The sequence below is a fragment of the Cupriavidus sp. 05L411 genome (assembly GCF_056398045.1).
In genome coordinates this window covers 1-13502 of the sequence record NZ_JBFTOQ010000008.1, presented here as the reverse complement: position 1 = coordinate 13502, position 13502 = coordinate 1, and the positions used below count along the sequence as shown (strand labels likewise).

Below are 13502 nucleotides of genomic sequence, written 5' to 3'. Positions count from 1 at the left end.
ATCAGGGCTTGGCACCCGCCGCGGGCGCGGATGGCGTGTCAGGCGCGCCGCTGGCGCGTGCCGCGCCGATCGCGGCCCCTACCGCGGTCCCGCTCTCGCCGGCGGTCAGCGCGTCGCCGCCACTGGCCGGCGGCGCCAGCTGGCGCAGGCGGGCATCGCGTTCGGCGCGCGGCAGATCGCCGATGCGCCGGACCTCGGCATAGAACGCGGGCCAGTCGCCACCATTTTGCGCCAGGAGCACCGTGAAAGCCGGCACCCATTGCTGGTAGGTCGCCACCGCGGCAAGCTGCGCATTGGTCAGCGGCCGCTCGAACCAGCGATCGTAGCCGCTGTAGCCGCCCCACTCTTGCTTGAGCTTCGCATAGCGCGCACGCAGGCCGGCGAAGATTTCCGCCTTGCCCGCGCGCTTGGCATCGTCTGACAGGGGCGAGTGATAGAGCGCATCGAGGCGATCGCGCGCGTCCAGCAGCATCGCGCGAAATTGCTGGCGGCGCAGGTCGTATTGGCGGTAGCTGGCGCGGGCATCGGGCGACGCCGCCAGCGCCAGCCAGCGCTCCACCCCGGCCGTTTCCACCGCGGTGGCAAAAGATTCGTTGAAGGTGGTGTCATTGCGCACATAGACCACTTGGTGCGCCAGTTCGTGGAAGATCAGCCGTGCCAGCTCGCCTTCGGGCTGGTAGACAAAGGTATTGAGCAGCGGGTCGTCGAAATAGCCCAGCGTGGAATACGCCGGGATGCCGGCGACATACGGCTCCAGGCCCTCCTTGCGCAGGCCCTGCGCATAGCCGTCGGCATCCGCCTGCGCGTAATAGCCGCGGTAGCTGATGCAGCCCACCACCAGGAAGCACCACTTGTGCAGTTCCATCGACAGCTCGGGGGTGGCGAACACGCTCCACACCACATACGACCGGTGCAGGTTGGCGTAGCGCCGGTAGCTGCCGTTGTCCGGCAGCTTCAGCTCATGCGAGGCAAAATCGCGGATGGTGCCGGCGAGAGCCAGGCGCTGAGCCAGCCGCGTGTCCTTGGCTTGCTGGGCCGCGGCAATGGCGTCGGGCAATGGCCGGGAATCCGCCATCACCCCAAGGTGGCCGCCGATCGACTGCGCGTAGTAGCCGACCGTGTCGCAGCCGGACAGCAGCGCGGCAAGCCCCAGTGCAGCCAGGGCTTGAAGCGTGCGTGCCGGGCGCAGGTTCATGGTGGCTAGGCGGTGGCAGCGGCGGCGGCCGTGGCCGTGGCCGTGGCCGGCGCAGCTTCCACTTGCACCAGGCAATCGTAGAACACCGGCGCACGGCCCAGGTCGGTCAGCCGCTGGCTGGTGAGCTCGTTGGCGTTCTTGCCATCCGGCGCCAGCTTCTTCCACCAGATCGACAGCCCCACCACCAGCCCGCGGCGGGCCCGGTCGGTCACGCGGGCCCGCGCCAGCATGCTGCCGCGGTCGTTGAAGGCGCGCACCATGCTGCCACTGGCGATGCCGCGCGGAGCGGCGTCGTCAGGATGGATGTCCAGGTGCGGCTCGCCTTCGGTGGCGCGCAGGCTGTCGACGTTGACAAACGAGCTGTTGAGGAAATTGCGCGCCGGCGGCGAGATCATCGCCAGCGGATAGCGCGCAGCCAGTTCCGGCGCGGTCGCGGGGGTCTCGTACGGGGGCACGTAGTCGGGCAAGGGATCGAGGCCGTCGCGGCGCATGATCTCCGAATAGAACTCGCACTTGCCGGAGGCCGTGGCAAAGCCGCCCTCGGCGAGCGGCGCCGCCGGCAGGTTGAGCTTTTGCCAGCCCTGTGCCTTGAGGGACTCCCAACTGATGCCTGCCGCGCGCGGGTCCGTGGTCACGATGGCCTGGGCGGCGATATCTTCGTCGCTATCGGCAAAGCACGGCTCGGTAAAGCCCATGCGCCGGGCCAGGCGGCGGAAGATCTCGGTGTTGGGCACGGCCTCGCCCAGCGGCGCGATGGCCTGGTTGTTGGCCAGGAAATACGTATGGCCGTAGGCCTTGTGCACATCCACGTGCTCGAGCTGGGTGGTGGCCGGCAGCAGGATGTCGGCATAGTCAGCCGTATCGGTGCGGAACTGCTCCAGCACCACGGTGAACAGGTCCTCACGGGCGAAGCCTTCGGCCACCTTGGTCGACTGCGGCGCCACCGCCACCGGGTTGCTGTTGTAGACCACCAGCGCCTCGATCTTCGGGTTGCCCGCGCCGTCACCGGCATCCAGCAGCGCGTCGCCGATGGTGCTCATGTTGACCGTGCGCGGCAGCGCCGGCAGGCCCGGCAGCAGGTCCGGGCGCTGCAGCGCCAGGTTGTCCACCGGGAAGAAGCCCGACGTGGACAGCTGCAGGCCCCCGGCCGCGTGGCGCCAGGCCCCCACCAGCGACGGCAGGCAGGCCACAGCGCGCACCGCCTGGCCGCCGCCGTGCGAACGCTGCATGCCATAGTTCAGGCGGATCGCCACCGGCTGGCGCTCGCGCACCGCGAGTTGCCCGTAGAGGCCGGCCAGCCATTCGATGTCGTCCACGCTGACGCCACAAATCTCGGCCGCGCGCTTCGGGGTGTAGGCCTGGGCACGCTCGCGCAGCGCCTCGTAGCCCACCGTGTGGCTCGCGATGTACTCAAAGTCGAGCAGGTCGTCGCGCATCAGCACGTGCATCATCGCCAGCGCCAGCGCGCCGTCGGTGCCAGGCATCAAGGCGATGTGGCGATGGCATTTCTCGGCGGTCAGCGAGCGGTACGGGTCGATCGCCACCAGGGTGGCGCCACGCCGCTTGGCTTGCTGCACCCGCGTCCAGAAATGCAGGTTGGAGGCGATGGGGTTGCCGCCCCAGATGATGATGAGCTTGGCATCGGGCACATGCTCGATATCCATGCCGATGCTGGCGCCGTAGGTGTAGCGCAGCGCGGTGGCACCGGCGCTGGCGCAGATCGTGCGGTCAAGCAGCGAGGCGCCCAGCTTGTGAAAGAAGCGCGCCGCCATGCTCTCGCCCTGCACCAGCCCCATGGTGCCGGCATAGCTGTACGGCAGGATGGCCTGCGGGTCGCGCGCGGCGATGGCAGACAAGCGCGTGGCCACGGTATCCAGCGCCTCGTCCCAGGAAATCGGCTCGAACTTGCCTTCGCCCTTGCGGCCGACCCGCTTCATCGGCGTCAGCAGGCGGTCGGGGTGGTAAGTGCGGTCCGTGTAGCGCGAGACCTTGGTGCACAGCACGCCCTGGGTGCCGGGATGGTCGGGATCTCCCGCCACCTTGGTCGCGCGGCCGTCTTCGACGGTGACGAGCAAGGCACAGGTATCAGGACAATCGTGCGGGCAAGCGGCACGGACGATGCGGGAAGCCATGGATTCTCCTGGCAAGCAATTGGGGACGGGCGGCGCGACTGCCATGGGGCAGCAGCATTGGGGCGGCTGAGCGGCCACACGCGGCGGGGCCTGGTCACCGTGCAGAAAGGCCGTTGCCGGACTAGCCTGGTGGCGTCGCGTGTTGTATGCCGGCGTCGCCCCGACGGGCACCGCCGGGGGAAATTGTTAGGCTCCGATTGTATTCGATTATGATAGCCCGACGCTGCGCCAGGGGATGGCGCCAGGGCAGCGCCGGCACAGACCGGCAAGGCATTCACGGGTAAAGAACACACCGTTTTTCACGGGGAAACCATGCAAGTGCATTCTGGGGTCAGGGCCTGGCGCATTGCCGGCCTGCTGGTGGCATGCGCCATCGGCTCATTCGTTGCCAATGCCAGCGCCGAGAACGGCGTCAGCGCGGACACCATCCTGCTGGGCCAGTCGGCTGCGCTCACCGGGCCTACCGCCATGCTAGGCAAGCAGCTCAATTCTGGCGCACAGCTCTACTTCGACTACATCAACCAGCACGGCGGCATCTATGGCCGCAAGATCGAGCTCAAGGTGCTGGACGACTTCAACGAGCCGGAATCCGCCGCCAAGAATACCCGCGCGCTGATCGACGAGGACCACGCCTTCGCGCTGTTCGGCTACGTCGGCACGGAGACCGGCGAGGCCTCGCTGCCGCTGGCCACCCAGGCCAGGGTGCCGTTCTTCGCCCCCTACAGCGGCGCCCAGTCGCTGCGCGAGCCGTTCAACCGCTATGCCTTCCACGTGCGCGCCGGCTTCAACGAGGAAGCCGCGGCCATCCTGCGCCAGGTCCGCGTCACCGGCCTCAAGCGGGTCGCCGTGGTCTACAACGAGGACGCCTACGGCAAGGCCGGCCTGGAAGCGCTCGAGCGCGCCCTCAAGGCCGCGCCCGACAGCGGCGTGCAGATCGTCGCCCGCGAGGGCGTGGTGCGCAATACGGTGGAGATCGGCGACGCCATGCAGGGCTCCATGAAGTCCAAGCCCGACGCGGTGGTGATGATCAACGCGTACCGGACCACTGGTGCCTTCGTAAAGGAAGCGCTGCGCCGCGGCTTCAATGGCCAGTTCTATAACGTCTCGTTCGTCGGCACCCAGGCACTCGCCAAGGAAGTCGGCGCCAAGGGCAGCGGCGTGATCATCTCGCAAGTCATGCCCCACCCAGGCAATGCCACGCTGCCGGTGGTGCGCGAATACCTGCGCCTGCTGCAGGCGGCCGGCAAGCCCAACGAGTTCGACTACGCCAGCATCGAAGGATTCATCGCCGCCAAGGCCTTTGTCGAAGGCACGCGCCGCGCCGGCAAGGACCTCACCCGCGAAAAGCTGATCACCGCGCTGGAAAGCATGAGAAACGTCGACCTCGGCGGCTACATCATCAACTTCAGCCCGGACAGCCACGTCGGCTCGAAATTTGTCGAGATGACCATCATCAACTCGCGGGGGCAGGTCATCCGCTGATGGGCACATGGCCCGTCTCGCGCACGCGTGAGACGGGCCAGATGCTGACAGCACCTACGCCATGTCGTTCAGGTGGCAAGCCGAAAACCGCATCGGCGCGATTTCCTTCAGCAACGGCTGCTCCTCCCGGCAACGCGGCATCGCATGCGGGCAGCGCGGATGGAAATGGCAACCCGGCGGCGGATTCAGCGGCGAGGGAATCTCGCCTTTGATCGCCACGAACGTCTTCTTGCCCACCTCCAGCTTCGGGGCCTCGGCCAGCAGCGCCTGCGTGTAGGGATGGTTGGGGCTGGCGAAGACATCTTCCGCCGGCGCCGACTCCACCACCCGCCCCAGGTACATGATCACCACCCGGTCGCTGATGTGCTTGACCACGCCCAGGTCATGGCTGATGAACAGGTAGGTCAGGTTCAGGTCCTGCCGCAAGCGCATGAAGAGATTCAGCACCTGCGCCTGGATCGAGACATCCAGCGCCGCCACCGACTCATCGCACACCAGGAATTCCGGCTTGACCGCCAGCGCGCGCGCTATGCCGATGCGCGCGCGTTGCCCGCCCGAGAACTGGTGCGGAAAGCGGCGCAGCACGGTGGGGTCCATGCCCACGCGCACCAGCATGTCTTCCACGTAGCGCTTCTGCTCGCTGGCCGGCACCATGCCGTGCACGACCGGCGCCTCGCCAACGATATCCATCACGCGCAGGCGCGGATTCAGCGATGCATACGGATCCTGGAAGATCATCTGGATCGCCAGCTGCTTCTCGCGCTTCTTTTCCGGCGGCAGGCGGTCCAGGTCAACGCCCCGCCACAGGCGTGAGCCTTCGGTCAGCGAATGCAGGCCCACCGCCATGCGGCCCAGCGTGGACTTGCCACAGCCGGACTCGCCGACGAGGCCCACCACCTCGCCCGCGCGAATGGACAGGTCGACCCGGTCGACCGCATGCACTACCTCCTCCTTCGCCCCAGCGCCGAAGAGGTTGGCGATCTTGGCTGCGGCGTCGAGCGATTTGACGAAGCGCTTGGACACGCCTCGCAACTCAAGGATGGGCGCGTTGGGCGTGGGTTCCGCGCTGGAATCAGTTGTCATGGCGGCGAGGGCGGGATCAACAACGGCGGCGCTCATGCGGCCTCCTGCTGGGAGAGAACCGGATGAAAGCAGCGCAGGCGGCGCCCGTCTGCCGCAGTGTCGAGCGGCGGCGCGGTCTTGCACACATCGGTGGCGTAAGCGCAGCGCTCGCGGAAAGCACAACCGGCCGGCAGGTTCAGCAACGATGGCGTCATGCCAGGAATCTGCCGCAGCGGCGCGCCACGCGGGTTGCGCGACGGCGCGGAGCTGATCAGGCCATGCGTGTAGGGATGCTCGGGCCGCTCCAGCACCTGGCGCACATCGCCGGCTTCGACGATCTTGCCCGCGTACATCACACACACGGTATCGGCCAGGCCGGCCACCACGGACAGGTCGTGGGTGATCCAGATCAGCGCTGTGCCGGACTCGCGGCACAGCTTCTGCATCTCGTACAAGATCTGGCCCTGGATGGTTACGTCCAGCGCGGTAGTGGGCTCGTCGGCGATGATCAGGTCGGGCTTGTTCAGCAGCGCAATGGCAATCGCCACGCGCTGGCGCATGCCGCCCGAGAACTGGTGGGGATAGGCGCGCAAGCGCTCGTCCGGCGAAGGAATGCCGACGCGGGCCAGCGCGTTGCGGGAGCGCTCGCGCGCCACCGCCTTGTCGACTTTTTCATGCGCCAGCACGGCCTCGATCATCTGCGTGTCGATGCGCAGGACCGGGTTCAACGTCATCATCGGATCCTGGAAGATCATCGCGATGCGGTTGCCGCGCACATCGCGCATCTGCGCCGGCGTGAGGTTGCGCAGGTCGCGCGTGACGCCGTCGCGGCTGGTCAGCTCGATGCGGCCATCCACCACTTTGCCGGGCGGATCGATCAGGCCCATGATCGAGTAGCCGGTCATCGATTTGCCCGATCCGGACTCGCCCACCAGGCCCATGATCTCGCCGCGGCCAACCGAGAACGAGACATCGTCGACGGCTCGCGCGACACCGCCGCGCGTGAAAAACTGGGTTTTGAGGCCTTCCACCACAAGGGTCGGTTTGCTCATGTTCGCTCCTGTCGTGCTGCGTTACTGCGTTTGCAGGCGCGGATTGAGTACATCGCGAAGCTGGTCGGCGACCAGGTTCATGGCCACGATGGTGACCACCAGCGCAATGCCCGGGAAGAAGCTGATCCAGTACTTGCCGGACAACATGTATTGCTGTCCGTTGGCGATCAGCGAGCCCAGCGATGGCTCGGTAATGGGCACGCCCAGGCCGAGAAAGGACAACGTGGCCTCCAGCGTGATGGCGGACGCCACCTGCAGTGCCGCGATCACGATCAGGGGCGGCAGGCAGTTGGGCAGCAGATGGCGGAACATGATCCGCCCCGGCGGCAGGCCCAGGCAGGTGGCGGCCTCGATATATTCCTTGCGCCGCTCCACCAGCGCCGCGCTGCGGGTGGTGCGGGCGTAGTAAGCCCACTGCACCGCCACCAGCGCGATCACGATATTGCCGATGCCGGGCCGCAGGAACGCCAGCAGGATCAACGCCAGCAGGATGGGCGGAAACGACAGCTGCAGGTCGGCCACGCGCATGATGATGGCCTCGACGCGGCCGCCGAGGAAACCGGCGATCAGGCCGAGCGTGGCACCCAGCAGCAGCGCGATCACGGTGCTGACCACGCCCACGCCGATGCTGATGCGCAGGCCGTACATCACGGCCGAGAGAATGTCGCGGCCCTGCTCGTCCGAGCCAAGCAGGAAGGTCATGCCACTGCCGGACTGTTCGCCCGGGGCCATGCGCGCATCGAGCACGTCGAGCGTAGCGAGGTCATACGGGTTCTGCGGCGACAGCCAGGGCGCCAACAGCGCGATCAGCAGGATGACGATCAGCAAGGTCAGGCCGGTCACGGCGATCTTGCTCGAGAAAAACTGGCTGGCAAAGCGCCGCAGCGGGGTCTGCTCGGCTAGCGGCGGGGCCGCGGTGGTTTCGGTTGCGGTTGTCATGAGCTCAGCCCTTGTTGTCGGCGATACGCACGCGCGGATCGAGCACGCTGTAGATGATGTCCACCAGCAGGTTGATCAGGATGAACAGCGTCACGATCACCATCAGGTAGGCCACGATGACCGGGCGGTCGAGCAACTGGATGGAATCGATGATCAGCTTGCCCATGCCGGGCCAGGCGAAGATCGATTCGGTCACGATGGCAAAGGCGATGATCGAGCCGAACTGCAGGGCAATCACCGTGACGATGGGGATCATGATGTTCTTGAGCACGTGCACGCCCACGATGCGCGTATTCGACAGGCCCTTGGCCCGCGCGAACTTTACGTAGTCCATCAGCATCGCTTCCTGCGTGCCGGCCCGCGTGAGACGGATCACCATGGCGATATTGAGCAGCGACAGCGTCACCGCCGGCAGCAGCAAGTGGCGCAGGCCGTCCACCGTCAGGAAGCTGACGGGGATGCCGAGCAGCGAGGTGGTTTCACCGCGCCCGTTGGACGGCAGCCAGCCCAGTTGCACCGCGAACACCATGATCAGCATCAGCCCGACCCAGAAGGTGGGCAGCGAGAAGCCGAGGATGGAAACACCCATGATGGTCTTGCCGGCCACGCCGCCAGGACGCAGGCCCGCCCACAGCCCGAGCGGGATGCCGAGCAGCACGGCCAGCAGGATGGCGCACACGGCCAGTTCCATGGTGGCTGGCATGCGCTCGAAGATCAGCTTGAGCGCGGGCGTGCCGTGCGCGAACGAGGTGCCGAGGTCCCCGTGCAGCGCGTTGCGCAGGAAGATCCAGTATTGTTCCCAGAGGGGCTTGTCGAGCCCGAGCGCCGCGATGGTGCGCTTGATGTCTTCCTGGTCGGCCTGAGGATTGATCAGGATATCGACCGGGTTGCCGATGGCAAAGACGCCCAGGAAAACCAATAGCGACATGACGAAGAGCACGACTACGCTCTGCATCAGGCGCCGAATAATGAAAACCAGCATGTTCGGAAGCTTTCCTTCGCCGATGACAGGCCACGGCGCCTGTGGGCGCCGCCTGGCTGCACCGGCAGTCGGCTCGTGGCTAGGCCCGGCTACCGTCCGGGGATGATTCGCCGGGAAGCGGCCACCCAGACCGCGGACGCTTCCCGCTTTTACCTGCAGATGATCTTGTGTCCGGGGAGCGCGACATTGTGGTCGCGCTCCCCGGCCTCACCTCTAACCTCTACTGCTCAGGCCTTCGCTTCACTGCGGCTTGAAATTGTGCGCGTACGTGCGTTCGTCGGTACGCGGCACGTATGTGATGCCCTTCTGGGTGGCCCAGGTGGTCACCTGCTGGTGGATCGGGATGATACCGCCATCGTTGATGGCGATCGCGGTAGCTTCCTGCAGCAGCTTGGAACGCTCGCCGTCATCCACGGTGGCCAGCGCCTTTTCCAGCACCACGTCCATCTTGGGATTGCAGTACTCGCCCCAGTTGGTCGTGCCAAAGCCCTTCTTCGGATCCTCGCACGCCAGCAGCGCGCGCAGCGGCGAGCTCACTTCGCCGGTTTGCGCACCCCAGCCCAGCAAGCCGAACGAGAATTCGTGCTTGATACCCTTGGAAGAATAGGTTGCCATCGGCATCCCCTCTACCTTGGTCGCAATGCCGATGCGGGTCAGGTTCTGCGCAATGGTCTGAGCGATCTTCTCGTCGTTGACGTAGCGGTTGTTCGGCGTGTGCAGCGTGATGCCGAAGCCGTTCGGATAGCCCGCCTCGGCCAGCAGCTTCTTGGCGCCTTCCGGGTCGTACTTGACCGTCTTCAGGCTCGGGTTGTAGCCGAACAGCGTGGGCGGCACCAGGTTGTTGGTCGGCTCGGCGAGGCCTTCCATCAGGCGGTCCTTGATGCCCTGGCGGTTGATGGCCATGCTGATGGCATTGCGCACGCGCGCATCCTTCAGCGGGTTCTTGTCCATCGGCGCGCCTTCCTTGGTGGTGACAAAAGGCGACTTGTCTTTCTTGTCATCGGTGTACAGGTAGATCACGCGGTGCGAGATCTTGGAGAAGAAGGACAGCTTCGGATCCTTGCGCACCTGCGGCAGGTCCGGCGTCGGCACGTTCTCGATCGCCTGCACGTCGCCGGACAGCAGCGCTGCCATGCGGGTCGCCGGGTTCGGGATGAAGCGCAGCGTCACCTTGTCCCAGGCGGGCTTGGGGCCCCAGTAGTCGGGGTTCTTCATCAGCTCGACCCGGTCGTCGCGCGCGTAGCTGACGAACTTGAAGGGGCCGGTGCCGATCATGCCCTTGCCTTGCGCGAAGTCGTCCGAGGTCAGGCCCTGCGTGGCCTTCTTCTGCACGATGAAGATCGACGTCAGGTCGTTCAGCATCAGCGGGTACGGCGTGTTGGTGGTGAGCTGGATGGTGTACTTGTCGATCACCTTCTTGTTGATGATCGCCTTGGTGTAGACGTCGAACTTGCCCGGGCTGTTCTGGATGGTGGACGGACGCTCGAGCGACCAGACGATATCGTCGGTGGTGAGTTCCGAGCCGTCGTGGAACTTCACGCCCTTGCGGATCTTGAATTCCCAGGTCAGGTTGTTCACCAGCTTCCAGGACTCGGCCAGGCCGGGAATGATCTTGCTGTCCGCATCCATCTTCACCAGGCACTCGAACATGTGCTCGGAGACGTTGATGTTGGAGAACAGGTTGTAGAAGTGCGGATCCATCGAGGTCGGGGGCGAACTCATGGCCAGCTTGAAATCGACCGCGTGGGCCTGGCTGGCAAAACCGAAGCTCATGGCCGCGGTTACCACCATGGCACCGAATGCCTTCTTGCATGTGCGAAGGGACATCGCGCAACTCTCCCGGGAAGAAATGTAGCAAATGACTACTAAGGGCAGCGCAGGCAAATCGCGCCAGGCGCCGCATTTTGGTGCGGCTACGGACGCAACAAGCGGCAACGTTGCCAGGCAAGCACATCAAGCATGAACTGTTCCAGCACTGCACCATACGGGGCAATGCGGGGAAACCCCCGCGCTGATTGGCGATGATGCGCTGCGCAAGCGCTGGTGAAAGTGGCGGAAGTGTCCTGCCGGGCGCCTGTTTTGGCGCTTTGGACTAAGGCGTCGTATGATCGGGGTATCCATCGCCCTCAACTGGCATCATGACACTCATCCCCGAAATTCTTCAGGCGCAGCCTGAAATCCGCAGCATCCGACGCGACATCCATGCCCATCCGGAGCTTTGCTTCAAGGAGGAACGGACCTCCGACGTGGTGGCGCAGAACCTCGCTGCCTGGGGCATCGAGGTCCATCGCGGCCTTGGCACCACTGGCCTGGTCGGCGTGATTCGCAACGGCAGCAGCAAGCGCAGCATCGGCCTTCGCGCCGACATGGATGCCCTGCCGCTGCAGGAGGCCAACACCTTCGGCCACCGCTCGCAGCACGACGGCCGCATGCATGCCTGCGGCCATGACGGCCACACCGCAATGCTGCTGGGTGCGGCACGCTATCTGGCCGAGCACCGGAATTTCGATGGCACCATCAACCTGATCTTCCAGCCGGCCGAAGAAGGCGGAGGCGGCGCGCGCGAGATGATCAAGGATGGCCTGTTCGAGCGCTTCCCGTGCGATGCCGTGTTCGGCATGCACAACTGGCCCGGCATGCCGGCCGGCAGCTTCGGCACCACCGCCGGCCCGCTGATGGCGTCGAGCAATGAATTCCGCATCGTCGTGCGCGGCAAGGGCGCGCATGCTGCTTTGCCGCACAACGGCAACGACCCGGTTTTCACCGGTGCGCAGATCGTGTCCGCGCTGCAGGGCATCATTACGCGCAACAAGCGCCCGATCGATGCCGCCGTGATCTCGGTCACGCAGTTCCATGGCGGCGATGCGACCAATATCGTGCCGGACCAGGTCTGGATCGGCGGCACGGTGCGCACCTTCACGCTGCCGGTGCTGGACCTGATCGAGCGCCGCATGGAGGAAGTCTCCAAGGCGGTTGCGAGCGCCTTCGATTGCACCGTTGAATTTGAGTTTCACCGCAACTATCCGCCCACTGTCAACAGCGCAGCGGAAACCGCGTTCGCCGTCGACGTGGCGAGCGAGCTGGTGGGTGCGGGCAATGTCGACGGCAAGATCGAGCCGACCATGGGCGCCGAGGACTTCTCCTTCATGCTGCTGGAAAAGCCCGGGTGCTACCTGTTCATCGGCAATGGCGAAGGCGTACACCGCGAGGCCGGCCACGGCCTTGGTCCCTGCATGCTGCACAACCCCAGCTACGACTTCAACGACGAGATCCTGCCGGTCGGCTCGACCTTCTTCGTGAAACTGGCGGAGAAGTGGCTCGCGCCGGCTTGAGCGCTCGTCAGTCCAGCGCGATGTCGCCGTACCAGCTTTCGGCGCGGCTCTTGGTGTTGTCGGTATCGGTCATGAGGCCGATCGCCACCACCTTGCCCGGATCGGCTCCGAAGGCCTTGCGATAGTCGGCGCGCAGGTCGCGCCGGTGGCAACGCCATTCGCCGGCATGCCGGGTACCGGAGTCGACCACGATCATCCGCACACGTTCGGTGTGCGGATTCGACACCACGGATCCTTCAGGCTTGCGCCCGCCCCAGATGTACATCAGCGTGGCATAGGGCATCTCGCGCCCCGTTGTCAGCCGCGCCATTTCATACATCAGCTGATCCTTTAACGAGAGGCTGCCTTTGTCGCCATCGAAGGCGACGAAGATGCGCAGCGGCGAGTCTTCGCGCGGGGCCAGTGAGTTGTCAGCGCTACGGATGACGTCGCGCGTCTTCCATGTCCAGTTCAGCATGCCCGGGTCGCGCCCGACCAGTGGTACGTACAGCCCGGATGCAGAACTGTCGGCTTCGGCATGCAACACCATGCGTTGGTCGACTTCTGTCAGGGTATAGCGCGTGGGAATTTTGTTGCGATTGACGGTCCAGGGCTGCCAGCCTGCCGGCTTGCTAAGCCCGCTTGGTGCCGCGGAGAACAAGGGCAGGCGCTTCAGCGTAGGGGGCTCTTCCGGCTCGCTGGACTCGGCATGATCGGCTTCGGCCGGGTCCTGGCTCGTTGCGATCAGGCCCGCTGTTGCGCTCTCGGCGGAAACCGGCGTCTGCATCGGTTCGGCTAGCCTGAGCTGCTCAATGTGCGCCGCAAAACTGCTGCAGTCGTTCGACGAGAGCGCAGCCATGGCGCCGGGCCCCGACAGCGGGATCGGTCCCTGCGGCGTGGACGCCGTTCCGAGTGTGCTGCAACCCGTCAAAGCAAGCGCACCTACCACGCTGGTCAGTGCCAACAGGCAAAATCTGGCCGCCATTCATCCCCCAAACCTGGATGCCACCGCCTGGTCACGCCTGTTGGCGCGCATCGGCCCGGACTTATTTCAATCTTTCGAACTGCGTCAATGCATCGAACTGCGTCACGCCGGGCCAAGCCGGAGCTTGAGACAAACGGTAACAGAAGGATATGGGGGAAGGAAGGCTCGGGTACCCTGACGCGGGGATTCCTGGTGTAGCGACAGCGCTATTTCGATCGCGCTTTTGATCGCACAAAAGCAAAACCCCCCAGTACTTTCGTACTGGGGGGTTTCAAGGGAGAGCCTGGCGATTACCTACTTTCACACGGGTATCCGCACTATCATCGGCGTGGAGTCGTTTCACGGTCCTGTTCGGGATGGGA

At 65.2% G+C, this 13502-nt stretch carries 10 protein-coding genes; 2 read left to right on the top strand and 8 right to left on the bottom strand.

The window, feature by feature from the left end; translation table 11 throughout:
- Window position 1: 1 nt before the first annotated feature.
- Window positions 2–1195, bottom strand: a complete 1194-nt coding sequence (locus tag AC1DQR_RS11365) for an aminopeptidase (protein ID WP_416049759.1) — start codon at window positions 1193–1195, stop codon at window positions 2–4.
- A gap of 5 nt (window positions 1196–1200) precedes the next feature.
- The gene (locus AC1DQR_RS11360; RefSeq protein ID WP_477133051.1) at window positions 1201–3327 is read right to left on the bottom strand and encodes a molybdopterin-containing oxidoreductase family protein; all 2127 of its coding nucleotides are present in this window, start codon (window positions 3325–3327) and stop codon (window positions 1201–1203) included.
- Window positions 3328–3639: 312 nt separating this feature from the next.
- Here AC1DQR_RS11360 and AC1DQR_RS11355 point away from each other — a divergent pair, with 312 nt between their 5' ends.
- A complete protein-coding gene (locus AC1DQR_RS11355; protein ID WP_416049761.1) occupies window positions 3640–4809 on the top strand; it encodes an ABC transporter substrate-binding protein in 1170 nt (389 codons plus the stop codon).
- 54 nt (window positions 4810–4863) lie between these two features.
- On the opposite strand, the gene AC1DQR_RS11350 is transcribed toward AC1DQR_RS11355, so the two are convergent.
- The 5 genes from AC1DQR_RS11350 to AC1DQR_RS11330 all read right to left on the bottom strand — a co-directional run bounded on the left by AC1DQR_RS11350 (window position 4864) and on the right by AC1DQR_RS11330 (window position 10671).
- Complete coding sequence (locus tag AC1DQR_RS11350) at window positions 4864–5928, bottom strand: ABC transporter ATP-binding protein (RefSeq protein WP_416049762.1); 1065 nt, start codon at window positions 5926–5928, stop codon at window positions 4864–4866.
- Window positions 5925–6923, bottom strand: coding sequence for an ABC transporter ATP-binding protein (locus AC1DQR_RS11345; protein ID WP_253930354.1), 999 nt, complete (start codon window positions 6921–6923; stop codon window positions 5925–5927). Before AC1DQR_RS11345 ends, AC1DQR_RS11350 begins: the two co-directional genes overlap by 4 nt.
- A gap of 21 nt (window positions 6924–6944) precedes the next feature.
- Window positions 6945–7862 (bottom strand): ABC transporter permease, encoded by a 918-nt coding sequence (locus tag AC1DQR_RS11340; RefSeq protein ID WP_150993204.1) that lies wholly within the window; start codon window positions 7860–7862, stop codon window positions 6945–6947.
- Between the two features lie 4 nt (window positions 7863–7866).
- Entirely contained in the window at window positions 7867–8844 is a 978-nt protein-coding gene (locus tag AC1DQR_RS11335) for an ABC transporter permease (protein ID WP_006163472.1), read from the bottom strand.
- A 240-nt stretch (window positions 8845–9084) separates the two neighbouring features.
- The gene (locus AC1DQR_RS11330; protein ID WP_416049764.1) at window positions 9085–10671 is read right to left on the bottom strand and encodes an ABC transporter substrate-binding protein; all 1587 of its coding nucleotides are present in this window, start codon (window positions 10669–10671) and stop codon (window positions 9085–9087) included.
- Window positions 10672–10982: 311 nt separating this feature from the next.
- On the opposite strand from AC1DQR_RS11330, the gene AC1DQR_RS11325 reads away from it, so the two are divergent.
- The gene (locus AC1DQR_RS11325; protein ID WP_416049765.1) at window positions 10983–12176 is read left to right on the top strand and encodes a M20 aminoacylase family protein; all 1194 of its coding nucleotides are present in this window, start codon (window positions 10983–10985) and stop codon (window positions 12174–12176) included.
- Between the two features lie 7 nt (window positions 12177–12183).
- On the opposite strand, the gene AC1DQR_RS11320 is transcribed toward AC1DQR_RS11325, so the two are convergent.
- On the bottom strand, window positions 12184–13140 hold the full coding sequence (locus AC1DQR_RS11320; protein ID WP_416049766.1) for a DUF3047 domain-containing protein: 957 nt from the start codon (window positions 13138–13140) through the stop codon (window positions 12184–12186).
- Window positions 13141–13502 lie beyond the last annotated feature (362 nt).

Excerpts from the sequence above, each read along its gene's own strand:
- AC1DQR_RS11365 (WP_416049759.1), bottom strand. The coding sequence starts at position 1,195 with ATGAACCTGCGCCCGGCACGCACGCTTCAAGCCCTGGCTGCACTGGGG.
- AC1DQR_RS11360 (WP_477133051.1), bottom strand. The coding sequence starts at position 3,327 with ATGGCTTCCCGCATCGTCCGTGCCGCTTGCCCGCACGATTGTCCTGAT.
- AC1DQR_RS11355 (WP_416049761.1), top strand. The coding sequence starts at position 3,640 with ATGCAAGTGCATTCTGGGGTCAGGGCCTGGCGCATTGCCGGCCTGCTG.
- AC1DQR_RS11350 (WP_416049762.1), bottom strand. The coding sequence starts at position 5,928 with ATGAGCGCCGCCGTTGTTGATCCCGCCCTCGCCGCCATGACAACTGAT.
- AC1DQR_RS11345 (WP_253930354.1), bottom strand. The coding sequence starts at position 6,923 with ATGAGCAAACCGACCCTTGTGGTGGAAGGCCTCAAAACCCAGTTTTTC.
- AC1DQR_RS11340 (WP_150993204.1), bottom strand. The coding sequence starts at position 7,862 with ATGACAACCGCAACCGAAACCACCGCGGCCCCGCCGCTAGCCGAGCAG.
- AC1DQR_RS11335 (WP_006163472.1), bottom strand. The coding sequence starts at position 8,844 with ATGCTGGTTTTCATTATTCGGCGCCTGATGCAGAGCGTAGTCGTGCTC.
- AC1DQR_RS11330 (WP_416049764.1), bottom strand. The coding sequence starts at position 10,671 with ATGTCCCTTCGCACATGCAAGAAGGCATTCGGTGCCATGGTGGTAACC.
- AC1DQR_RS11325 (WP_416049765.1), top strand. The coding sequence starts at position 10,983 with ATGACACTCATCCCCGAAATTCTTCAGGCGCAGCCTGAAATCCGCAGC.
- AC1DQR_RS11320 (WP_416049766.1), bottom strand. The coding sequence starts at position 13,140 with ATGGCGGCCAGATTTTGCCTGTTGGCACTGACCAGCGTGGTAGGTGCG.